Genomic DNA, 21,160 nt, shown 5'->3' on the forward strand with positions numbered 1-21,160 from the left:
GCGGAAATCAGGCCGCCTCAGCCGTGGCCGGCGCGGCGATCAGCCGCTCGCCGTCATGTCCGGAAATTGTCGCGCCGACGATCTCGCCCGCCGCGCCCACATCGATCGCCACCAGCGTGAAGCCCTCTGTGCGGCCAAGACCCGGCCGCTCCACCAGCACGCGCTGCGCGGTGCCCGCGAGGGAGGCAAGATGGCGTCGATAAGCGGCGTCGCCTGCTGCCCTGAGCCGCGCCGCGCGTATCTTGATCGTCGCGCCGTCGACCTGCGGCATGCGCGCCGCAGGCGTGCCTTTTCGCGGGCTGAAGGGGAAGACGTGGAGATGCGTCAAGCCGCATTCCTCTATGATTTTCAGCGTGTTGTCGAACATCGCCTCGGTTTCGGTCGGAAATCCCGCGATGATGTCGGCCCCGAACACGATGTCCGGCCGGATTTTTCGGACTTCGGCGCAGAAGCGGATGGAATCGTCGCGCAGATGCCGGCGCTTCATGCGCTTCAAAATCATGTCGTCGCCGGCCTGCAGCGACAGGTGCAGATGCGGCATCAGCCGGCGCTCGGTTGCGATCGCATCGATCAGATCGGGGTCGGCCTCGATCGAATCGATGGAGGACAGCCGCAGGCGCTTCAGGTCCGGCACCTGCCGCAGCACGGTCTTGACCAGACGCCCCAGCTTCGGCGCACCGGGCAGGTCTGCGCCGAAACTGGTCATGTCGACGCCGGTCAGCACCACCTCGGCATAGCCGTTGCCGACCAGCCGCTTCACCTGCTCGACCACCGCGCCCATCGGCACCGAACGCGAATTGCCGCGGCCGTAGGGGATGATGCAGAAGGTGCAGCGATGATCGCAGCCGTTCTGCACCTGCACGAAGGCACGCGCCCGGCCCTCGATGGCGTCGACCATGTGGCCGGCCGTCTCGCGCACCGAAAAGATGTCGTTGACCCGCGCCTTCTCGAAGTCGTTGACGCCGAAGTCCGGCAGGGCGCGATAATTGTGGCGGTGAAGCTTTTCCTCGTTGCCGAGCACGAGGTCGACCTCATCCATGCCGGCAAAGGTGTCCGGCTCGGTCTGCGCGGCGCAGCCGGTGACGATGATGCGCGCTTGGGGATTGTCGCGGCGGGCCTTGCGGATGGCCTGCCGCGCCTGCCGCACGGCCTCGCCGGTGACGGCGCAGGTGTTGAAGATGACGGCTCCGCCCTTCAACTCGCCGAGGCCTGCGGCTTCCGCCTCGCGCCGCATCACCTCGGACTCGTAGGTGTTCATGCGGCAGCCGAAAGTGACGACGTCGATGGCCTTGGTGAGGGGCGCCATCAGGCCGCGCTTTCTTCGCTGTCGCGCGACCAGGCGCCGGTGGCTGGGTCGAATGATCCGGAAAACTCCCACTCGGCCGGGCCGGTGAGCACGACATGGTCGTCGGCGCGCCATTCGATCTTGAGCGGCCCGCCCGGCGCGATGATCGAGACGATGCGCCCCGTCCTGCCGGTACGCGCCGCGGCGACGGCGGAGGCGCAGGCGGCCGAGCCGCAGGCCCTGGTCAAGCCTGCGCCGCGCTCCCAGGTGCGAATGGTGAGTTGGTCGCACCCAGTCACCTGCGCGATGGTGATGTTGGCGCGCTCGGGAAAGATCGGGTGGTTTTCCAGCAGCGGGCCGAAACGCTCGAGGTCGTAGGACCAGACGTCGCGATCGACCCAGAAGACGGCGTGCGGATTGCCCATCGACAGCGCCGACGGAGAATGCAGGATAGGCGCGTCGATCGGGCCGATCTGCAGTTCGATGGCGCGGGTGTCGCGGAACTCTTCCGCCAGCGGGATCTCGTGCCAGCCGAAGCGCGGCTTGCCCATGTCGACGGAAATGGCGCCGTCCGCATGTTCCTCGGCGTTCAGGATGCCGGCGACGGTCTCGAAGGTGAACACCTTCCTGCCGGTTTCCGCAGCCAGCGCCTGGACGACGCAGCGCATGCCATTGCCGCAGGCCTGCGCCTTGGAGCCGTCGGAATTCAGGATGTCGACGAACCAGTCGGTGCCGGGCGTGCGGGCGTCGTGGATCGCCATGACCTGGTCGAATTTCGTCGCCGGATCGGCATTGAGCGCGATCGCCGCGTCCGCCGTCACCCGGTCGGCGCGCGAACGCATGTCGGCAACGATGATCTCGTTGCCGAGCCCGTTCATCCTGGCGAAGGGGGCGCGCGCGTTCATGCGAGGCTATATGGCGGAAAGGCGGGGGAATTACCAGTGTGCCGAGCCATGCTTGCGCCTGGGCAGACCGGCTACGCGATGGCGATGACGCCAAGAATGACCAGCAGGAACAGGATCAACACGAGGGCGATGAGAATGCGCACGCCGGTGGCGGCGGCGCCCGCCAATTTGTGGAAGCCGAGAAGGCTCGCCACCGCCGCAACCACCAAAAGAATGAGTATCCATTTGATCATGAAGGCGTCCTCGCCGGCCATGAACGCCATGGCTGCCGCTTCGTTCCCGCACGCGTTCACAGCATGAGACCGCTCCGTTTCCCGCAAAGCGCCACCAAGCGCCCTGGAGGACCGCCCGGACCTTCGTGGCGCATTATCGGCCACCGCCAACGCCTCTAAGGTTGCGGTCTACGGAAAGCGGAGGAGGGTGGCATGAAAAAGCGTACCGGAACGCCCTGGATGGATGCCGACGCGTTCGGCCGCTCGCTGCCGCGCGGCGTCGGGCTCAACCTGCTGGTGCCGGAAGTCGCGGAGATGGAGGCCTTCTGCCGCGACGTGCTGGGCGGAAGAATCGTCTATTCGGATGTTGATTTTGCAGTGGTAGAGTTGCTCGGCTCGGTGCTCATGCTGCATGCCGACCATACCTATCTCGACCATGCGATGATCGGGGTGATCGACGGCGTCGAGTTGCGCGGGCTGGGCATGGAGATCAGGCTCTACGGCGCCGACCCGGACGCGGTCGAGGCGAGGGCGCGGGCAGCCGGTCACACCGTGCTCGCCGGTTCGCTCGACAAGCCGCACGGCATCCGCGAGTGCCATGTCGTCGGCCCGCACGGCTACATCTTCGTGCCGAGCCTGGCGCTGGGCGTATAGATCGACGGCGAGGCACGGTCGCCGCGTTCGAAAGGCGGCGGGCAACCGCATACAATCAGCGACAATTTTGCAACATTGCGCGCCGGAAACTCGATCTTAACCATGAACGGTTGAAATTTCGCCCTATTATAGCTTCAGCAAAGCTGGTGATGTGGTCGGGTGACGCGGCGGCGTCCCGCAGGAGGTCGGATATGGCATTTTCGAGAACGGGCATCCTGCTTGCGGCGGTCACGGCGCTGGCCGTGAGCGGCTGCCAGAGCTCGCGTTTCGGTTCGGTGGAAGAACGGCCGGCGCCCCTGCCGGCGGCGCCGTCGGGACCGGTCACGTCCAACAAGCTGCCGCCGCCCGCACCTGCCAACCCCGCCGCCTTCCCGACCGCGCCGACGCCGGCCGAACCGGCGGTCGCCGCCGCGCCGGCAGGCCCGCCGCCCGACGCGCCCGATCTGACGCCCTCGACTGTGGGTGGTGTCTGGAACGTCTCCGTCTCCGGCCAGAACTGCAAGATCGCCACGTCGCAGACCAAGTTCGGCCAGGGTTTTCGCGCCGGCCCGCTGCGCTGCCCGGCCCCTGTCGACGGCGTGAAATCCTGGTCTGTCGCCGGCAAGCAACTGTCGCTCTATGACGAGAACGGCGCGGTGGCGGCCCGCCTCTACTCGTCAGGTCCGGAAAAGTTCGACGGCCAGACCGAAACCGGCGTTCCGATCTCCTTCAGCCGCTGATCCGAGGCCCTGTGGGCTGAAAAATCATGCATATCCGCGACGGCATCCAGCCGCACGCCACGGTCCGCCAGCGCTACGACCATCTGGTCTCCACCGGCGCGGTCGTACGCGATCCGGCGCAGGAACGGATCGTCGGCGCGCTTGACCGGCTTCTCGACGGACTCGGAGCCAAGCGGCTGGCGCGCAAGTCCAGCGCGCTCGGCTGGCTGTTCGCCCGGAAGCCGGAAGCCTCCGGGGTCAAGGGTCTTTACATTCACGGCGGGGTCGGCCGCGGCAAGACCATGCTGATGGACATGTTCTTCGAACTGGCGCCGATGCGGCGCAAGCGGCGCGTGCATTTCAACGACTTCATGGCCGAGGCCCACGACCGCATCCAGAAACACCGGCAGGCGCGCAAGGACGGCACGGTCAAGGAGGACGATCCGATCCCGCCGGTGGCGAGAGCGATCGCCGAGCAAACGCAGCTTCTGTGCTTCGACGAGTTTTCGGTGACTGACATCGCCGACGCGATGATCCTGTCGCGGCTGTTCTCGGCGCTGTTTGCCAACGGCGTGGTGCTGGTCGCTACGTCCAACGTTGCGCCGGACGATCTCTATCGCGACGGGCTGAACCGGCCGCTGTTCCTGCCTTTCGTCGACATTCTGAAGCGGCATGCCGAGGTGATGAGCCTCGATTCCGATACCGACTACCGGATGGAAAAGCTCAACCGCATGCCGGTCTATGTCACGCCGCTGGGGTCGGAGGCGGAGCGCCAGATGGATGAGGCGTGGAAGACGATGACGCATGGCCGCCAGACGGCGCCGGATACGGTCGCGGTCAAGGGCCGCGAGATTGCCGTGCCGGCGGCGGCGGACGGCGCGGCACGGTTTTCCTTCGCCGACCTATGTGAAAAGCCGCTCGGCGCACGCGACTATCTCGCCATCGCCTCGCGTTATTCTACCATCTTCATCGACCGCATCCCGGTCCTTGCCGACGGGCGGCGCAACGAGGCCAAACGCCTGATCCTGCTCATCGACACGCTCTACGACCGGCAAATCCGGCTGGTCGCCAGCGCTGCCGTCCCGCCTGACCAGCTTTACATCGGCAAGTCGGGGGTTGAAGTTTTCGAGTTCGACCGAACGGTGTCGCGGCTGATCGAGATGCAGAGCCGGGACTGGCTGAAGGAATGGGCGGAGAGGCACGACACGTCCCGCGTTCAAGCGGCGGCCTCATGAACCAGGCGGCTGCGGGTCACAGCGATGAGAAGCGTGATCGCGCGATTGGCGCGTTTGTCGGCCTTGCGGTCGGCGACGCTGTCGGCACTACTCTGGAATTCAAGACGCGCGACAGTTTTGAGCCGATCACCGACATGGTTGGTGGCGGTCCGTTCCGCCTGAAGCCCGGCGAATGGACGGACGATACGTCGATGGCGCTTTGCCTGGCCGACTCCCTGATCGCGCGGGGAGGCCGCGTCGATGCAAAACACCTGCTGGCCAGTTTCTGGAGATGGTTCGAGTTCGGCGAAAACTCGGTGACCGGCGAATGTTTCGACATAGGCAATGCCACGCGGCGCTCGCTTGGGGCGTTCGAGCGGGACGGCTCGCTGGTGAACAATACCGAAGAGCATATGCAGGCCAACGGATCGATCATGCGATTGGCTCCGGCGGTGGTTTGCGCGACCAGTCGCGCCAACGCCCGGGAACTCGCGCAGACGCAGGGCCGTACCACACATGCCGCCCCTGTGCCGGATCGCTGTTGTGCGGAACTGGCGGAGACGTTGTGGAATCTGATCGAGACCGGCATTCTTCCGGAGTCCGTCATCGCCCTACACTACAAAAGGCGCGACGAGATCGTCAGTTCGGGCCATGCTCCCGCGACGCTTGATGCGGCGCGCTGGTGCGTGGCGACCACGTCCGATTTCCGTGAGGCCGTGCTGCTCGCTGCAAATCTCGGCGATGACGCCGACACGGTCGGCGCGGTTACCGGTCAGATCGCCGGCGCGCGCTATGGGCTTGCCGGCATCCCCGAGGATTGGCTCGCAAAGCTCGCATGGCGCGACGACATTGTTGAACGGGCCGAGCGGCTCTGGGCGCTGCGCGAAACTCAAAGCTCATAGACATACATCACGAAATCCTGTGCCGGCTCGCCGGTTTCCGGGCGGCTTTCATAGAGCTTTCGTGCCGCAAGATTGTCCGGCTCCGTGCCGACCCAGGCCTCTTCGCAGCCGAACGTCCGGCCGAGTTCGAACATGGTATCCAAACCTTAACGCAATATACACTTTGACGTTTACGTAAATACAAATCAATCTAACCGATTGAAAACATTGATATCAAAATAATCGGTTGAAAATAGTAGCGCTCGGGTCTATTGCAGCGCCGATGTCCCGGGCTATCTTACCGCCCGTCTCCAACTTCTAGCGCGTTCTCCGCGACAGTTCAAAGACAGGGATTCCTTCCGAATGGCACGCAGCAAGATAGCCCTCATCGGCTCCGGAATGATCGGCGGCACGCTCGCCCATCTGATCGGGCTCAAGGAACTGGGCGACGTCGTCCTTTTCGACATCGCCGAAGGCATCCCGCAGGGCAAGGGCCTCGACATCGCCGAATCCACACCGGTCGAGGGGGTCGACGCCCGCTATGTCGGCGTCAACGACTATGCCGGCATCAAGGGCGCCGATGTCTGCATCGTCACGGCCGGCGTGCCGCGCAAGCCGGGCATGAGCCGCGACGACCTGCTCGGCATCAATTTGAAGGTCATGGAGCAGGTCGGTGCCGGCATTGCGAAGTATGCGCCGAACGCCTTCGTCATCTGCATCACCAACCCGCTCGACGCCATGGTTTGGGCGCTGCAGAAGTTCTCCGGCCTGCCCAAGAGCCATGTGATCGGCATGGCCGGCGTGCTGGATTCTGCCCGCTTCCGCTATTTCCTCGCCGAGGAGTTCAAGGTCTCGGTCGAGGACGTGCATGCCATGACGCTGGGCGGCCATGGCGACGACATGGTGCCGCTGACCCGCTATTCCAACGTGGCCGGCGTGCCGCTGCCCGATCTCGTCAAGATGGGCTGGACCACGCAGGAAAAGCTGGACGCCATCGTCGAGCGCACGCGAAAAGGCGGCGGCGAGATCGTCGGCCTGCTGAAGACCGGCTCGGCCTATTACGCGCCGGCGGCTTCCGCGGTCGCCATGGCCGAGAGTTTTCTGAAGGACAAGAAGCGCGTGCTGCCCTGCGCCGCCTATCTGTCGGGCCAGTACGGCGTGAAGGACATGTATGTCGGCGTGCCGGTGGTGATCGGCGCCGGCGGCGCCGAGCGCATCGTCGAGATCGCCTTCGACGACGCCGAGAAGGCGATGTTCGAGAAGTCGGTGGCGGCCGTGAAGGGGCTTTGCGACGCCTGCGTCACCATCGCGCCCAGCCTGAAGTAACCGCACCCAAACGCAAGCGAGAGGCCAGCCATGAACATTCACGAATACCAGGGCAAGCAGCTTCTTAAGGGTTTTGGGCTGCCGGTGGCCGACGGCGTCGCCATCCTCAAGGCCGGCGAGGCGGAAGCTGCCGCGAAAAAACTGCCCGGGCCGCTCTATGTGGTGAAGAGCCAGATCCATGCCGGCGGGCGCGGCAAGGGAAAATTCAAGGTGCTTGGCCCGGACGCCAAGGGCGGCGTGCGGCTGGCGAAGTCGGTGGCCGAGGTGGTGACCAACGTCAATGAGATGCTTGGCAACACGCTGGTCACCAAGCAGACCGGCCCGGCCGGCAAGCAGGTCAACCGCCTCTATATCGAGGACGGCGCCGACATCGACCGCGAGCTTTATCTGTCGCTGCTGGTCGACCGCTCGGTCGGCAAGATCGCCTTCGTGGTCTCGACCGAAGGCGGCATGGATATCGAGGGCGTCGCCCACGATACGCCGGAAAAGATCATCACGCTGGCGATCGACCCGGAAGCGGGCGTGACCGCCGGGGACGTGAAAAAGATCAACGCCGCCTACGGGCTCGACGGCGATGCGGCGAAGGACGGCGAGACGGTTTTCCCGGCGCTCTACAAGGCCTTTGTCGAGAAGGACATGAGCCTCCTTGAGGTTAACCCGCTGATCGTCATGAAGAACGGCCGGCTGCGCGTGCTCGACGCAAAGGTGTCGTTCGACAACAATGCGCTGTTCCGTCATCCGGAGGTCGTGGAGCTACGCGACACCACCGAGGAGGACGAGAAGGAGATCGAGGCGTCGAAATACGACCTCGCCTATGTCGCGCTCGACGGCAATATCGGCTGCATGGTGAATGGCGCCGGCCTGGCGATGGCCACCATGGACATCATCAAGCTGTACGGCGCCGAGCCGGCCAACTTCCTCGACGTCGGCGGCGGCGCGAGCAAGGAGAAGGTGACGGCGGCCTTCAAGATCATCACAAAAGACCCGGCGGTTAAGGGCATCCTGATCAACATCTTTGGCGGCATCATGAAGTGCGACATCATTGCCGAGGGCGTGATTGCCGCCGTGAAGGAAGTCGGGCTGAAGGTGCCGCTGGTGGTGCGCCTGGAAGGCACCAATGCCGAGCTCGGCAAGAAGATCATCAATGAGAGCGGGCTGAACGTGACCTCGGCCGACGATCTCGACGACGCGGCCAAGAAGATCGTGGCGGCGGTTGGAAACGCGTAGCGTAATTTCTGACCTTGACCCAAGGCGCGGCGATGGAAACGGACAGCACCCCGGGTGTGATAGAAACAATCGTAGCTTGGCTCCCGTTCGTGATCTACGTCGGCACGTGGATTTGGGGAGTGGTCGTTTTCAAGCGGTATGCACGTAGTCGACAAAGCGCCGGAGCCGACAATAGCGCGGCGATCCGGGAGCTTGTTGAAAGCAATCGCGAGATCACGGCTGTGTTGCGCGAACTTAAAGCCGATCTGCGGCAAGGAAGATCCTGACAATGCCGCCCCGCAAGATCAATCTCGTCGCCGCCGCGGATCAGAAGATCGAAAAGGTCTTCGATCCGCATATCGCCGGCGATGTGAACGACAGCCAGGCCAAGGTCGCGAAATTCGGCAAGAGTTTCGACTGGCATGCGCATGAGAACGAAGACGAGGCGTTCCTGGTGCTGCGCGGAAGGATCGCCATCGATTTTCGCGACGGACCGGTGGAACTCGGCGAGGGTGACTTCATCGTGGTGCCGCGCGGCGTCGAGCACCGGCCGCGCTCGCTGACCGAGGAGCCGGTGGTGCTGATGTTCGAGCCGGCGACGACCCTGAATACCGGAAATACCAAGAGCGACCTGACCGTTACCGATTTGAAGCGGCTCTAGAAGATGGACATTTTACACATAATGACACATATATGAACTGTGTGATTATGTGGAGGCTATGATGAAGAATGTGACTCTAGCCATGGACGAGAAGCTTCTGGAGCAGGCACGGGCCTTGGCCGAGCGGCGCAAGACGACGCTGAATGCGATGGTGCGCTCATTGTTGGAACATGAAGTCGAGCAGGAAGATCGTGTCGCCTGGGCCAAGGCTGGAATGAAGCGGCTCATGGAGGAAGCGAGAGCCAAGGCGGCTCTTGACGACGGCGAGCCCTATGTCTGGAACAGAAGAGACGCATATGCCGACCGAGAGGATCGACTGCTTTCTCGACACGAACGTCCTGATCTACGCGGCTTCGGAGAAGAAGAGTCTTGAATCGCGCTGGACTTCAATTGCGGAACGCCTCGTGCATGACACCCTGTTCGGAACGACGGGGCAGGTCATGGCCGAATTTGTCGCCGTTGCCCGCCGCAAGAAATTGCTCGTCGACGAATCGATCGATCAATGGCTCATCTTTCTCGGAACTTGCCCTCTGGTCCCGGTGGACGATGCCTATGTCCGTGCCGGGCTGGAATTCGCGCGGCGCTACCGAATCCATTACTACGACGCCGCGTTGCTCGCCGCCGCCGAGCGCCTCGGCGCGCCGATCTTTTTTACGGAAGACCTCAACCACAACCAGGTTTACGGCTCGGTTCGCGCCGTCAATCCTTTCCTCTGAACGCTGAACACCGGGGACGAAGCGCTTCATGTCCATCCTCATCGACAAGAACACGAAAATCCTGGTGCAGGGCCTGACCGGCAACACCGGTACGTTCCACACCGAGCAGGCGCTTGCCTATCACGACACCAAAATGGTCGGCGGCATCAATCCCAAGAAGGGCGGCACCTTCTGGGACGGCAGCGTGTCGCTGCCGATCTTCGCCACCGTGGCCGAAGGCAAGGAGAAGACCGGCGCCGACGCCTCGGTCGTCTACGTGCCGCCGGCGGGCGCGGCTGCCGCGATCATCGAGGCGATCGAGGCGGAAATCCCGCTGATCGTCTGCATCACCGAGGGCATCCCGGTGCTCGACATGGTCAAGGTCAAGGCAAAGCTCGACAAGTCGAAGTCGCGCCTCATCGGCCCGAACTGCCCCGGCATCGTCACGCCGGATGAGTGCAAGATCGGCATCATGCCCGGCAACATTTTCCGCAAGGGCTCGGTGGGCGTTGTCTCGCGCTCGGGAACACTTACCTATGAGGCTGTGTTCCAGACCACGAACGAGGGCCTCGGCCAGTCGACGGCCGTTGGCATCGGCGGCGACCCCGTGAAAGGCACGGAGTTCATCGACATCCTCGAAATGTTCCTGGCCGACGATGAGACGAAATCGATCATCATGATCGGCGAGATCGGCGGTTCGGCCGAGGAGGACGCCGCGCAGTTCCTCAAGGACGAGGCCAAGCGCGGGCGGAAAAAGCCGATGGCGGGTTTCATCGCCGGCCGCACCGCCCCTCCCGGCCGTACCATGGGCCATGCCGGCGCGGTGATCTCCGGCGGCAAGGGCGGCGCGGAAGACAAGATCGCGGCGATGGAAGCGGCCGGCATCAAGGTATCGCCGTCGCCGGCGCGACTGGGCAAGACGCTGGTTGAGGCAATCAAGGGTTAAGGGAGTAGGGGAATAGGGCAGTAGGGGAGTAGGGAAAGCGCCAGCATACTCCCCTACTGCCTTACTCCCTTACTCCCCTACTCCCCTCGACAAAGGAGACGGAGCAAAGCTCCGATAGACGCTAATGGCCAGGCAGGACCAAGCCAACGACCAATTCTCGGTCACCTCGTTCCTCTATGGCGGCAACGCCGACTATATCGAGCAGTTGCAGGCCTCCTACGAGGACGATCCTCAGTCGGTGTCGCCAGAATGGCGCGACTTCTTCGGTGCGCTGAAGGACGACGCCGGCGACGTTCGCAAGAACGCCAGGGGCGCCTCCTGGGCCAAGCCGAGCTGGCCGATCGCCGCCAATGGCGAACTGGTCTCGGCGCTCGACGGCAATTGGGGCCTGATCGAGAAGGTCGTCGAGAAGAAGGTCAAGGACAAGGCCGCCGCCAACGGCAAGGTCATGTCCGACGACGAGGTACACCAGGCGACGCGCGACTCGGTGCGCGCCATCATGATGATCCGCGCCTACAGAATGCGCGGCCACCTGCATGCCGACCTCGACCCGCTGCACCTCGCCAAGCCGATCGAGGACTATAACGAGCTGTCGCCGACCTCCTACGGCTTCACCGAGGCGGACTACGACCGCAAGATATTCCTCGACAACGTGCTCGGTCTCGAATCCGCGACCATCCGGCAGATGCTGGAGATTCTCACCCGCACTTATTGCTCGACGCTCGGCGTCGAATTCATGCACATCTCCGACCCCGAGGAGAAGAGCTGGATCCAGTCGCGCATCGAAGGCGCCGACAAGGAGATTACCTTTACCAGGGAAGGCAAGAAGGCCATCCTGCAGAAGCTGATCGAGGCCGAAGGTTTCGAGCAGTTCATCGACGTCAAATACAAGGGCACCAAGCGCTTCGGCCTCGACGGCGGCGAATCGCTGATCCCGGCGCTTGAGCAGATCATCAAGCGCGGCGGCTCGCTCGGCATGAAGGAAATCGTGCTCGGCATGGCGCATCGCGGCCGCCTCAACGTGCTCACCAACGTGATGGCCAAGCCGCACCGCGCGGTGTTCCACGAGTTCAAGGGCGGCTCCTACGCGCCCGACGACGTCGAGGGCTCGGGCGACGTGAAATACCATCTCGGAGCCTCGTCGGACCGCGAGTTCGACGGCAACAAGGTGCACCTGTCGCTCACCGCCAACCCCTCGCACCTGGAGATCGTCGATCCGGTGGTGATGGGCAAGGCGCGCGCCAAGCAGGACCAACTCTACGGCCGCACCCGTGAGGAGATCGTGCCGCTCGAGGAGCGCGCAAAAGTGCTGCCGCTGCTGCTGCATGGCGACGCAGCGTTTGCGGGCCAGGGCGTCATCGCCGAGTGCCTCGGCCTGTCGGGGTTGAAGGGCCACCGGGTTGCCGGCACGCTGCATTTCATCATCAACAACCAGATCGGCTTCACCACCAATCCGCGCTTCTCGCGCTCCTCGCCCTATCCGTCGGATGTGGCGAAGATGATCGAGGCGCCGATCTTCCACGTCAACGGCGACGATCCGGAGGCCGTGGTCTACGCCGCCAAGATCGCCATCGAGTTCCGCATGCGGTTCCAGAAGCCGGTGGTGGTGGATATGTTCTGCTACCGGCGCTTCGGCCACAACGAGGGCGACGAGCCTGCCTTCACCCAGCCGATCATGTACCGCACCATCCGCACCCACAAGTCGACGCTGCAGCTCTATGCCGACAAGCTGGTCGCCGAGGGCCTGATCGACCAGGCCGAGTTCGACCGCATGAAGGCCGACTGGCGCGCCAGGTTGGAGATCGAGTTCGAGTCCGGCCAGACCTACAAGCCGAACAAGGCCGACTGGCTGGACGGCGCCTGGTCCGGCCTGCGCACCGCCGACAGCCAGGACGAGATGCGCCGCGGCAAGACCGCCGTACCGCTGAAGACGCTGAAGGAGATCGGCCGCAAGCTGACGGACACGCCGAAGAATTTCGAGGCGCACAAGACGATTTCGCGATTCCTCGAGACGCGCCGCAAGATGATCGATTCCGGCGAGGGCATCGACTGGTCCACCGCCGAGGCGCTGGCCTTCGGCGCCATCCTGCTCGACGGCAACCCGATCCGGTTGTCCGGCCAGGATTCTGAACGCGGCACCTTCTCGCAGCGCCATTCGGTGCTCTACGACCAGCGCGACGAGACCCGATACATCCCGCTCAACAACCTCTCGGCAGCCCAGGCCGGCTACGAGGTCATCAACTCGATGCTCTCGGAAGAGGCGGTGCTGGGCTTCGAATATGGCTACTCGCTCGCCGAGCCGAAGGCGCTTACGCTCTGGGAAGCGCAATTCGGCGACTTCGCCAATGGCGCGCAGGTGGTGTTCGACCAGTTCATCTCGTCGGGCGAGCGCAAGTGGCTGCGCATGTCGGGCCTCGTCTGCCTGCTGCCGCACGGCTACGAGGGCCAGGGGCCGGAACATTCCTCGGCGCGGCTGGAGCGGTTCCTGCAGCTTTGCGCCGAAGACAACATGCAGGTCGCCAACGTTTCGACGCCGTCCAACTATTTCCACATCCTACGCCGGCAATTGAAGCGCGACTTCCGCAAGCCGCTGATCCTGATGACGCCGAAGTCGCTGCTGCGCCACAAGCGGGCGGTGTCGACGCTGTCGGAAATGTCGGGCGAAAGCGCTTTCCACCGCCTGCTGTGGGACGACGCCCAGTCGGGCAGTGCGAGCACCGAGCTGGTGCGGCTGGTCAAGGATTCGAAGATACGCCGCGTCGTCATGTGCTCGGGCAAGGTCTATTACGACCTCCTCGAAGAGCGCGAGAAGCGCGGCGTCAACGACGTCTACCTGCTGCGCGTCGAACAGCTCTATCCGTTCCCGGCCAAGGCGCTGATCACCGAACTGTCGCGGTTCAGGAACGCCGAGATGGTGTGGTGCCAGGAGGAGCCGAAGAACATGGGCGCCTGGTCCTTCATCGATCCCTATCTGGAATGGGTGCTCGCCCATATCGACGCAAAACACCAGCGCGTGCGTTACGCCGGCCGTCCGGCATCCGCTTCGCCGGCGACCGGCCTGATGTCGAAACATCTGGCGCAGTTGCAGGCATTCCTCGACGACGCTCTCGGCGAATAGAACCTACAGGCATCAACGGGCAGGAACCAAATGGCCAGCGAAATCCGCGTCCCCACTCTCGGCGAATCCGTCACCGAAGCGACGATCGGCAAGTGGTTCAAGAAGATCGGCGACGCCGTCAACGTCGACGAACCGCTGCTGGAACTGGAAACCGACAAGGTGACCATCGAGGTGCCTGCGCCTGCCGGGGGTACGCTCTCCGAGATCGCCGCCAAGGACGGCGAGACGGTCGGCGTCGGTGCGCTGCTCGGTTCCATTTCGGCCGGCGGTGAAAAACCCGCTGCCAAGGCGGAAGAACCGAAGACGGTGCCGACCAAGCCCGAGGCCGTCGCCCAGGCCGCGGGTGCGGCGGGTGCAGCGACCGGCAAGGAAGCTGCCGCCAAGACCGCGGCGATCGCCGGCGAGGGACCGATCGAGAAGCGCGACATGCCGCCGGGGCCGTCGGCCGCAAAACTGCTCGCCGAGAGCAATCTGTCGGCCGACCAGATATCCGGTTCAGGCAAGCGCGGACAGGTGCTGAAGGGCGACGTGCTAGAGGCTATAGCGCGCGGCGCGGCCTCACAGCCGGCCGAGACGCCCAAGGCGCCGCCCGCCCCGGCCGCTGCCCGGGCGCCGTCGGCTCCCGAGGACGAGACCCGCGAAGAGCGCGTGCGCATGACAAGACTGCGCCAGACCATCGCGCGCCGGCTGAAGGAAGCGCAGTCGACCGCCGCCATGCTCACCACCTTCAACGAGGTCGACATGAAGGCGGTGATGGACCTCAGAACCAAATACAAGGACGTGTTCGAGAAGAAGCACGGCGTGAAGCTGGGTTTCATGGGCTTCTTCACCAAGGCCGTCACCCACGCGCTGAAGGAGATCCCGGCGGTCAATGCCGAGATCGACGGCACCGACATCATCTACAAGAACTTTGCCCATGTCGGCGTCGCCGTGGGCACGGAGAAGGGTCTGGTCGTGCCGGTGGTGCGCGACGCGGACCGTATGTCGATCGCCGAGATCGAGAAGGAGATCGGCCGCCTGGGTCTCGCCGCGCGCGACGGAAAACTGTCGGTCGCCGACATGCAGGGCGGCACCTTCACCATCTCCAACGGCGGCGTCTACGGCTCGCTGATGTCGACGCCGATCCTGAATGCGCCGCAGTCCGGCATTCTGGGCATGCACAAGATCCAGGAGCGGCCGGTGGTGGTCGGCGGCCAGATCGTCATCCGCCCGATGATGTATCTGGCGCTCTCCTACGACCACCGCATCGTCGACGGCAAGGAAGCCGTGACCTTCCTGGTGCGGGTCAAGGAAAGCCTGGAGGACCCGGAACGGCTCGTGCTGGATTTGTAATCCATGCCCACAGTGGCGGTGGTCGACGGAATTCGTATCGTCATTTTCTCGAACGATCACGACCCTCCGCACTTCCATGCGTACCTCGCAGAGCATACATTGCGCGTGGAGATCGCCTCTGGCATGGTCATGGGGCGGAAAGGACCAGCCGCCATGGAAAGCAAGCTGTCTGCGTGGACGGCGGCGCATCGCTGGGAACTGATGGAAGCCTGGACGGCAGTTCGCCAAGGCCGGGCACCGCGGAGGATCGATTGAACGATTTTCGCATCGAAAGCGCGGTTGCGCTCGACGACCATCGCATCAAGGTCCGGTGGACTGACGGACTGGAAGGTGTAGTCGATTTTTCCGACTTGATGAGCGACGGCATCTTCACCGCCCTGCGCGATCCCCGACGTTTTCGGGATGTACGGGTCGCGGAATACGGTCATACCATTTATTGGCTAGGCGACGGTGGCATCGAGATCGACATTTGTCCGGACGTCCTGCGTTCGAAAGTCGATCCCGAGGTTGCCGCTTGGATCGCTGAACAGGAACATCGTTGGCAGTCTCGTTCCGCAGCCGAGTGACCATCCGGGGGCTCGCCCCGATCGCAATCGCCTCCGGAAAGCACACGGTGTCAGATGGACTTTGCAGCCGCAGCAGCCTCATCCGAAGTCACCGTCCTCGCCTGGAGCGTCGTCCTGCTCCTCGTACAGGTGATGGCTCAGGCTCTCGCCACCTACGACCTCGGCCCCTGGTATCTGGCCGGACCGCGGGATGAGGGCCGGGTATCGAAGAACGTGCTTGCCGGACGGCTTGACCGTGCCCTGAAGAATCTTCTCGAAACCTATCCGGCCTTCGTCGCGTTGGCGCTGGCACTGGTGGTCACCGGCAAGGCCGGCGGGCTCGGCGCGACAGGCGCCTGGATCTGGCTGGCGGCGCGCGTCGTCTATCTTCCGCTCTATGCCGCAGGCGTGCCCGGGTTGCGCACCGTCGCCTGGATCGTCTCGATCGTCGGCCTCGTGCTGATGCTCTTCCAACTGGTTGCATGAGCCGTTCTTCGGCTGGCTCCCTTCATGGAAAGACCTGTCCCTTTCGTTTCCCGTGCGCTCGGCTAGAGTCGGATGCCACGGACGATACAGAAAGGTGCCGATGGCTTTCGAACCGGACATCCCGCCGATCCAGGTGCATCTCTGCGTGAAGGGCGGGCAGCAGGCGATCGCCTGGTACGAGAAGGCGTTCGGCGCGGTCGAGACTTTTGAGCAGATGGCCGACGACGGCGAACGGGTTCTGCACGCCAACCTGACCGTCTTCGGCTCCGAGATCATGCTGCACGACGAGTTTCCGGAATTCTCGCCGGACGTGATGTCGCCGCTGTCGCGCGGCGGCGCGGCGATGACGATCAGCGTCAACCTGGCTTTTCCGATCGATGTCGACCGCGCGATGAAGCGCGCCGTGGGCGCCGGCGCGGAGGTGACCATGCCGGTCGGCGATCAGTTCTGGGGCGCGCGCTACGGCAAGGTCCGCGATCCCTTCGGCCATGTCTGGGCCTTCAACGCGCCGCTGGCGAGGGCGGGATGAGGGACGGCAGCGCACATCTCTTATACGGTGCCGTCGCTGGCATACTTGGCATTCCTTCGCGCCCCCCTCTGTCCTGCCGGACATCTCCCCCACAAGGGGGGAGATTAAGCGCGGCATCTATGGCAGCCAATCTCCCCCCTTGTGGGGGAGATGTCCGGCAGGACAGAGGGGGGCAACGTAGGGCACTGAGTTTCTGCATTCTAATAGGTCTCGCGACAGCACCTTCCCCCGCCCTCGCCGCCTGCCCGATCGAGCTTTCGACCTATGGCGATGTCGAGGACGCCGCCTCGATCAACTTCCGCCCGACCGGCGACAATGCCACCGTGACCAACACTTTTCGCCTGATCATCGGCGAGGTCGTGCTCGACGGCATCGTCATGTGGAGCGACGGCGTCGGCAGGCCGAACGGCATACTGAGCTACAAATGCCCGATTGGCGATGTGACCGGCCCGGAACTGGAGGCCTGCACCGCCTGGCAGGGCGTCATCTACACGTCGGACGGCTCCGGGAATATCGGATTGCTGCCGGCCGAGGGCGAGGATGCGCCGCAAAAACTCATCCTTTCCGACCTGACCCACGCCTTGCGTTTCTCGGCGGTGCGCGAGGTCGCCGGCATCGAGAAACTTCCATGGGACGTCTTTGCGCTGAACGGTTGCCAGGAGTAGCGGGCGTCGGCGGACCATATGCCATGCATCCGACGCAGGGTGTGGCGGCCGGCGTGTTCGATTTTCCAGTTCTGCGGTTGCCAGGAGCGCGCCGCTGCGACATTGCATCTCCGGCGGGATTCCATTGCCTCGATGCAGCGGCCGCGCCGGGAAGCTGAGGGCCGCTGATAGATGCGCTTGACGGACTGCTACAATTTTCACGATTTCCGCAGGCTGGCGAAGCAGCGCCTGCCCGGGCCGATCTTCAACTACATCGACGGCGGCGCCGACGACGAGGTGACGCTGCGCCGCAACACCGAGAGTTTCGAGCGCTGCGACCTCGTTCCGGACGTGCTGCGCGGCGTTTCGGATGTCGACCTGTCGGTGACGGTCATGGGCCAGAAGCTGGCCGCGCCGTTCTACTGCTCGCCGACTGCGCTGCAACGCCTCTTCCATCACGACGGAGAACGCGCGGTGGCCGCCGCCGCCGCAAAATTCGGCACGATGTTCGGCGTGTCCTCGCTCGGCACGGTCAGCCTGGAGGAAGCGCGCAGGATCGGCGGCGGCGCACCGCAGGTCTACCAGTTCTACTTCCACAAGGATCGCGGCCTCAACGCCGCCATGATGCGCCGCGCCAAGGAGGCCGGGATCCAGGTGATGATGCTGACGGTGGACAGCATCACTGGGGGAAACCGCGAGCGGGACCTGCGCACCGGCTTCTCCATACCGTTCCGGCTCAGCCTGGCCGGCATGCTGCAGTTCGCCATCAAGCCGGCATGGGGCCTGAACTACGTGACCCACGAGAAATTCCGGCTGCCGCAGCTCGACGAGCATGTCGAGATGGGTGGCGGCACGATGTCGATCAGCCGCTATTTCACCGAGATGCTCGAGCCGTCGATGAGCTGGGACGACGTGGCCGAGATGGTCCGTCTGTGGTCCGGGCAGTTCTGCCTCAAGGGCGTGATGTCGGTGGCGGACGCAAAACGCGCGGTCGAGATCGGCTGCACCGGCATCGTCCTGTCGAACCACGGCGGCAGGCAGCTCGACGGGTCGCGTTCGGCTTTCGACCAGTTGGCCGAAATCGTCGACGCGGTGGGCGACAGGATCGACGTGATGATGGATGGCGGCATCCAGCGCGGCACGCATGTGCTGAAGGCCCTGTCGCTCGGCGCCAAGGCCGTCGGCCTCGGACGCTACTATCTCTATCCGCTCGCCGCGGCCGGCCAGCCGGGTGTCGAGCGCGCCCTCAGCTTCCTGCGCACCGAGATCACGCGCGACATGAAGCTGATGGGCCGCACGTCGATCGGACAACTGTCGCGCGACAATCTGCGCTTCAGATAGGTCCGGACCTCACCGCCAGGACGCTTCGGCGGGCCGCTTTTTTGCATCGAAGGGTTGCCAGGAATGCGCTGCTGCGGCATGGCAACGCTGCGCCCGCCATCATACGTTGAGCGCGGCGCAACGGCCCGGCAGCGACGAGGGATCAAGCACGATGGCTTACGACGTGGTGGTAATCGGATCGGGACCCGGCGGCTATGTCTGCGCCATCAAGGCGGCGCAGCTCGGCCTGAAGGTCGCCGTGGTGGAAAAACGCGCCACCTATGGCGGCACCTGCCTCAACATCGGCTGCATTCCGTCGAAAGCGCTGCTGCATGCCTCCGAAATGTTTGCGGAGGCCGATCACGGGCTGGAGGCGCTGGGCGTCGAGGTCGGCAAGCCGAAGCTCAACCTCAAGAAGATGATGGAACACAAGGACACGACGGTTGCCGCCAACGTCAACGGCGTCGCCTTCCTGTTCAAGAAGAACAAGATCGACGGCATTCGGGGCACCGGCCGCATCGTCTCCGCCGGCAAGGTTCTGGTGACCGCCGAGGACGGCGGCACGCAGGAGCTCGAGACCAAGTCGATCGTCATAGCGACCGGGTCGGACGTCGCCGGCATTCCGGGCGTCAAGGTCGACATCGACGAGAAGGTGATCGTGTCGTCCACCGGCGCGCTGGAACTCGCCAAGGTCCCTGGCCATCTCGTCGTGGTCGGCGGCGGCGTCATTGGGCTGGAACTCGGCTCGGTCTGGGGCCGGCTCGGTGCAAAAGTCACGGTGGTCGAATATCTCGACACGATCCTCGGCGGCATGGATGGCGAGGTGGCGAAACAGTTTTCGCGCATGCTCGCCAAGCAGGGTTTTGACATCCGCCTCGGCTCGAAAGTCACCGGCGTGGAGAAGACGAAGAAGGGCGCAAAAGTCACCTTCGAGCCGGTCAAGGGCGGCGACGCCGAGACCATAGAGGCCGACGCCGTGCTGATCGCCACCGGCCGCCGCCCCTATACCGACGGTCTCGGCCTTGCCGAGGCCGGCGTCGCCGTGGACGAGCGCGGCCGGGTGAAGACCGACGGGCATCTCCAGACGAACGTGCCGGGCATCTATGCTATCGGCGACGCCATCGCCGGGCCGATGCTGGCGCACAAGGCCGAGGACGAGGGCGTGGCGGTCGCCGAGATCCTTGCCGGTCAGAAGGGCCACGTGAACTACGACGTGATCCCCAGCGTGGTCTACACCAGCCCCGAGATCGCCTCGGTCGGCAAGACCGAGGAAGAACTGAAGAAGGCCGGCATCGACTACAAGGTCGGCAAATTTCCTTTCACCGCCAATGGCCGGGCGCGGGCCATGCTGCACACCGACGGTTTTGTCAAAATCCTGGCCGACAAGGCGACGGACCGGGTTCTCGGAGGGCATATCGTCGGCTTCGGCGCCGGCGAGATGATCCATGAGATCGCCGTGCTGATGGAGTTCGGCGGTTCCTCCGAGGATCTGGCCCGCACCTGCCATGCGCACCCGACCATGTCGGAAGCAGTCAAGGAGGCGGCGCTCGCGACCTTCTTCAAGCCCATCCATATCTGAGTGTCGCGTGAGCGCGTGGCTTCAGCAGAACTTCATCCGGGTAGGCATCATCGCCCTCGTTGTAGATCTCTCCTCGCGTTTCTACTTCCAGGTCGGAATGTCCTGGCTGACGGAGAAGGCAATAGAATCGGGGTGGACATTCGATCAAACAACCAAGCTCGCGCATGTGTCGACGGCCTTGGATTTGACCGCCACATTGCTTTGGGGACTATTTACTCTGGGCTTTGCAATCAGAGTTCTCTCCGAGCTTCGCCGCCGATAAGCAAACGGCCCGCCGAAGCGGGCCGTGCCGTCCTGGGAGACTTTCCCGTGCTTGTTACTGCGCCGGGGCAGGTTCCGCAGGCGCGGGCTGCGCCGGGGCAGGAGCCGGCTCGGCCGGAGCCGTGGCATCTGGAGCCGTCGGTGCGGTCGCATCCGGAGCAGGCGTCGCGGGCGCCGTGGCGTCAGGCGCCGGTGCGGGAGCCGTCGCATCCGGGGCAGGCTGGGCCGGGGTCGCCGGCGAAGCGGGCGCGGTTGCGTCCGGAGCGGTCGCGTCCGGCGCCGGGGTGGCCGGTTCGGTGGTCACCGGCTGGTCGGGCGTACCGGGCGTGTTGGACGTGCTCGGTGCAAACAAGAAATAGGCGATGACGGCAAGCACCAGCACGACCGCCGCGATCAGCACGCCGCTGCCGCTGCGGCGTTCCTGCACGACGGTGCGGTTGTCGCGATAGGGCTCCTGCGTGTTGGCAGGGGTCAGGCGAGGATCAAGCGGGTCTACGCCGGACGGCGGCACCGGATTCAGCGGATCTTCGCGCGGATCCGGCACGCGGTTAGGGTTGGCCATTTCTGTCCTCCATCGGTTTCGATGGCTGGACAACGCACAACAACCGATTAGGTTTCACGAGGCCGTGACACCACCTGCACGGCGCGCACGAATCTGGGCGG

General features: G+C 64.2%; 26 protein-coding genes. 21 read left to right on the top strand and 5 right to left on the bottom strand.

Annotation, left to right across the window (positions count from 1 at the left end; genetic code table 11):
- Window positions 1-7: 7 nt before the first annotated feature.
- From mtaB to RB623_RS23675, 3 genes are all read right to left on the bottom strand, one after another.
- Window positions 8-1,306 (bottom strand): tRNA (N(6)-L-threonylcarbamoyladenosine(37)-C(2))-methylthiotransferase MtaB, encoded by a 1,299-nt coding sequence (gene mtaB / locus RB623_RS23665; protein ID WP_308059490.1) that lies wholly within the window; start codon window positions 1,304-1,306, stop codon window positions 8-10.
- The gene (gene dapF / locus RB623_RS23670; RefSeq protein WP_308059491.1) at window positions 1,306-2,190 is read right to left on the bottom strand and encodes a diaminopimelate epimerase; all 885 of its coding nucleotides are present in this window, start codon (window positions 2,188-2,190) and stop codon (window positions 1,306-1,308) included. The genes mtaB and dapF overlap by 1 nt, the downstream gene beginning before the upstream one ends.
- 71 nt (window positions 2,191-2,261) lie before the next feature.
- Window positions 2,262-2,423 (bottom strand): DUF1328 family protein, encoded by a 162-nt coding sequence (locus tag RB623_RS23675; RefSeq protein ID WP_308059565.1) that lies wholly within the window; start codon window positions 2,421-2,423, stop codon window positions 2,262-2,264.
- Window positions 2,424-2,615: 192 nt separating this feature from the next.
- Between RB623_RS23675 and RB623_RS23680 the strand changes: the two genes are divergently transcribed.
- The 4 genes from RB623_RS23680 to RB623_RS23695 all read left to right on the top strand — a co-directional run bounded on the left by RB623_RS23680 (window position 2,616) and on the right by RB623_RS23695 (window position 5,870).
- Complete coding sequence (locus tag RB623_RS23680; RefSeq protein ID WP_308059492.1) at window positions 2,616-3,056, top strand: hypothetical protein; 441 nt, start codon at window positions 2,616-2,618, stop codon at window positions 3,054-3,056.
- Between the two features lie 191 nt (window positions 3,057-3,247).
- On the top strand, window positions 3,248-3,775 hold the full coding sequence (locus RB623_RS23685) for a protease inhibitor Inh/omp19 family protein (RefSeq protein ID WP_308059493.1): 528 nt from the start codon (window positions 3,248-3,250) through the stop codon (window positions 3,773-3,775).
- Between the two features lie 26 nt (window positions 3,776-3,801).
- Window positions 3,802-4,989, top strand: coding sequence for a cell division protein ZapE (gene zapE, locus RB623_RS23690; RefSeq protein ID WP_308059494.1), 1,188 nt, complete (start codon window positions 3,802-3,804; stop codon window positions 4,987-4,989).
- Window positions 4,986-5,870: an ADP-ribosylglycohydrolase family protein gene (locus tag RB623_RS23695; RefSeq protein ID WP_308059495.1), complete on the top strand. Its 885-nt coding sequence runs from the start codon at window positions 4,986-4,988 to the stop codon at window positions 5,868-5,870. The genes zapE and RB623_RS23695 overlap by 4 nt, the downstream gene beginning before the upstream one ends.
- Here RB623_RS23695 and RB623_RS23700 read toward each other — a convergent pair.
- Window positions 5,858-6,004: a hypothetical protein gene (locus RB623_RS23700; protein ID WP_308059496.1), complete on the bottom strand. Its 147-nt coding sequence runs from the start codon at window positions 6,002-6,004 to the stop codon at window positions 5,858-5,860. The two genes, RB623_RS23695 and RB623_RS23700, sit on opposite strands and share 13 nt — an antisense overlap.
- Before the next feature lie 208 nt (window positions 6,005-6,212).
- On the opposite strand from RB623_RS23700, the gene mdh reads away from it, so the two are divergent.
- The 17 genes from mdh to RB623_RS23785 all read left to right on the top strand — a co-directional run bounded on the left by mdh (window position 6,213) and on the right by RB623_RS23785 (window position 20,498).
- Entirely contained in the window at window positions 6,213-7,175 is a 963-nt protein-coding gene (gene mdh / locus RB623_RS23705) for a malate dehydrogenase (protein ID WP_308059498.1), read from the top strand.
- 30 nt (window positions 7,176-7,205) lie between these two features.
- Window positions 7,206-8,402: an ADP-forming succinate--CoA ligase subunit beta gene (gene sucC, locus RB623_RS23710; RefSeq protein WP_308059500.1), complete on the top strand. Its 1,197-nt coding sequence runs from the start codon at window positions 7,206-7,208 to the stop codon at window positions 8,400-8,402.
- A gap of 32 nt (window positions 8,403-8,434) precedes the next feature.
- The gene (locus tag RB623_RS23715) at window positions 8,435-8,668 is read left to right on the top strand and encodes a hypothetical protein (RefSeq protein ID WP_308059501.1); all 234 of its coding nucleotides are present in this window, start codon (window positions 8,435-8,437) and stop codon (window positions 8,666-8,668) included.
- A gap of 2 nt (window positions 8,669-8,670) precedes the next feature.
- Window positions 8,671-9,042 carry a cupin domain-containing protein gene (locus tag RB623_RS23720; protein WP_308059502.1) on the top strand — a complete coding sequence of 124 codons (372 nt, stop codon included), beginning with the start codon at window positions 8,671-8,673 and terminating at the stop codon, window positions 9,040-9,042.
- Window positions 9,043-9,124: 82 nt separating this feature from the next.
- On the top strand, window positions 9,125-9,415 hold the full coding sequence (locus tag RB623_RS23725) for a hypothetical protein (RefSeq protein WP_308059503.1): 291 nt from the start codon (window positions 9,125-9,127) through the stop codon (window positions 9,413-9,415).
- Window positions 9,339-9,758 (top strand): PIN domain-containing protein, encoded by a 420-nt coding sequence (locus tag RB623_RS23730; RefSeq protein WP_308059505.1) that lies wholly within the window; start codon window positions 9,339-9,341, stop codon window positions 9,756-9,758. Before RB623_RS23725 ends, RB623_RS23730 begins: the two co-directional genes overlap by 77 nt.
- Before the next feature lie 28 nt (window positions 9,759-9,786).
- Entirely contained in the window at window positions 9,787-10,683 is an 897-nt protein-coding gene (gene sucD, locus RB623_RS23735) for a succinate--CoA ligase subunit alpha (RefSeq protein WP_308059506.1), read from the top strand.
- A gap of 124 nt (window positions 10,684-10,807) precedes the next feature.
- Window positions 10,808-13,801, top strand: a complete 2,994-nt coding sequence (locus RB623_RS23740) for a 2-oxoglutarate dehydrogenase E1 component (protein ID WP_308059507.1) — start codon at window positions 10,808-10,810, stop codon at window positions 13,799-13,801.
- A 30-nt stretch (window positions 13,802-13,831) separates the two neighbouring features.
- On the top strand, window positions 13,832-15,133 hold the full coding sequence (odhB, locus tag RB623_RS23745; RefSeq protein ID WP_308059508.1) for a 2-oxoglutarate dehydrogenase complex dihydrolipoyllysine-residue succinyltransferase: 1,302 nt from the start codon (window positions 13,832-13,834) through the stop codon (window positions 15,131-15,133).
- A 3-nt stretch (window positions 15,134-15,136) separates the two neighbouring features.
- Window positions 15,137-15,388, top strand: a complete 252-nt coding sequence (locus RB623_RS23750; protein WP_308059509.1) for a DUF4160 domain-containing protein — start codon at window positions 15,137-15,139, stop codon at window positions 15,386-15,388.
- Window positions 15,385-15,699: a DUF2442 domain-containing protein gene (locus RB623_RS23755; protein WP_308059510.1), complete on the top strand. Its 315-nt coding sequence runs from the start codon at window positions 15,385-15,387 to the stop codon at window positions 15,697-15,699. Before RB623_RS23750 ends, RB623_RS23755 begins: the two co-directional genes overlap by 4 nt.
- A 54-nt stretch (window positions 15,700-15,753) precedes the next feature.
- Entirely contained in the window at window positions 15,754-16,164 is a 411-nt protein-coding gene (locus RB623_RS23760; protein WP_308059511.1) for an MAPEG family protein, read from the top strand.
- Window positions 16,165-16,264: 100 nt separating this feature from the next.
- Window positions 16,265-16,693 carry a VOC family protein gene (locus tag RB623_RS23765; RefSeq protein ID WP_308059512.1) on the top strand — a complete coding sequence of 143 codons (429 nt, stop codon included), beginning with the start codon at window positions 16,265-16,267 and terminating at the stop codon, window positions 16,691-16,693.
- 119 nt (window positions 16,694-16,812) lie between these two features.
- Window positions 16,813-17,358 carry a hypothetical protein gene (locus RB623_RS23770; protein WP_308059514.1) on the top strand — a complete coding sequence of 182 codons (546 nt, stop codon included), beginning with the start codon at window positions 16,813-16,815 and terminating at the stop codon, window positions 17,356-17,358.
- Window positions 17,359-17,529: 171 nt separating this feature from the next.
- The gene (locus tag RB623_RS23775; protein ID WP_308059516.1) at window positions 17,530-18,678 is read left to right on the top strand and encodes an alpha-hydroxy acid oxidase; all 1,149 of its coding nucleotides are present in this window, start codon (window positions 17,530-17,532) and stop codon (window positions 18,676-18,678) included.
- Between the two features lie 151 nt (window positions 18,679-18,829).
- Window positions 18,830-20,236 (top strand): dihydrolipoyl dehydrogenase, encoded by a 1,407-nt coding sequence (gene lpdA, locus RB623_RS23780; RefSeq protein WP_308059517.1) that lies wholly within the window; start codon window positions 18,830-18,832, stop codon window positions 20,234-20,236.
- Window positions 20,237-20,243: 7 nt separating this feature from the next.
- On the top strand, window positions 20,244-20,498 hold the full coding sequence (locus RB623_RS23785) for a hypothetical protein (RefSeq protein WP_308059518.1): 255 nt from the start codon (window positions 20,244-20,246) through the stop codon (window positions 20,496-20,498).
- Window positions 20,499-20,552: 54 nt separating this feature from the next.
- Here RB623_RS23785 and RB623_RS23790 read toward each other — a convergent pair whose 3' ends face one another.
- Entirely contained in the window at window positions 20,553-21,059 is a 507-nt protein-coding gene (locus tag RB623_RS23790; protein WP_308059519.1) for a hypothetical protein, read from the bottom strand.
- Window positions 21,060-21,160: the final 101 nt, after the last annotated feature.

Origin of the sequence: Mesorhizobium sp. LHD-90 (genome assembly GCF_030929505.1) — a bacterium.
Lineage (GTDB): Bacteria > Pseudomonadota > Alphaproteobacteria > Rhizobiales > Rhizobiaceae > Kumtagia.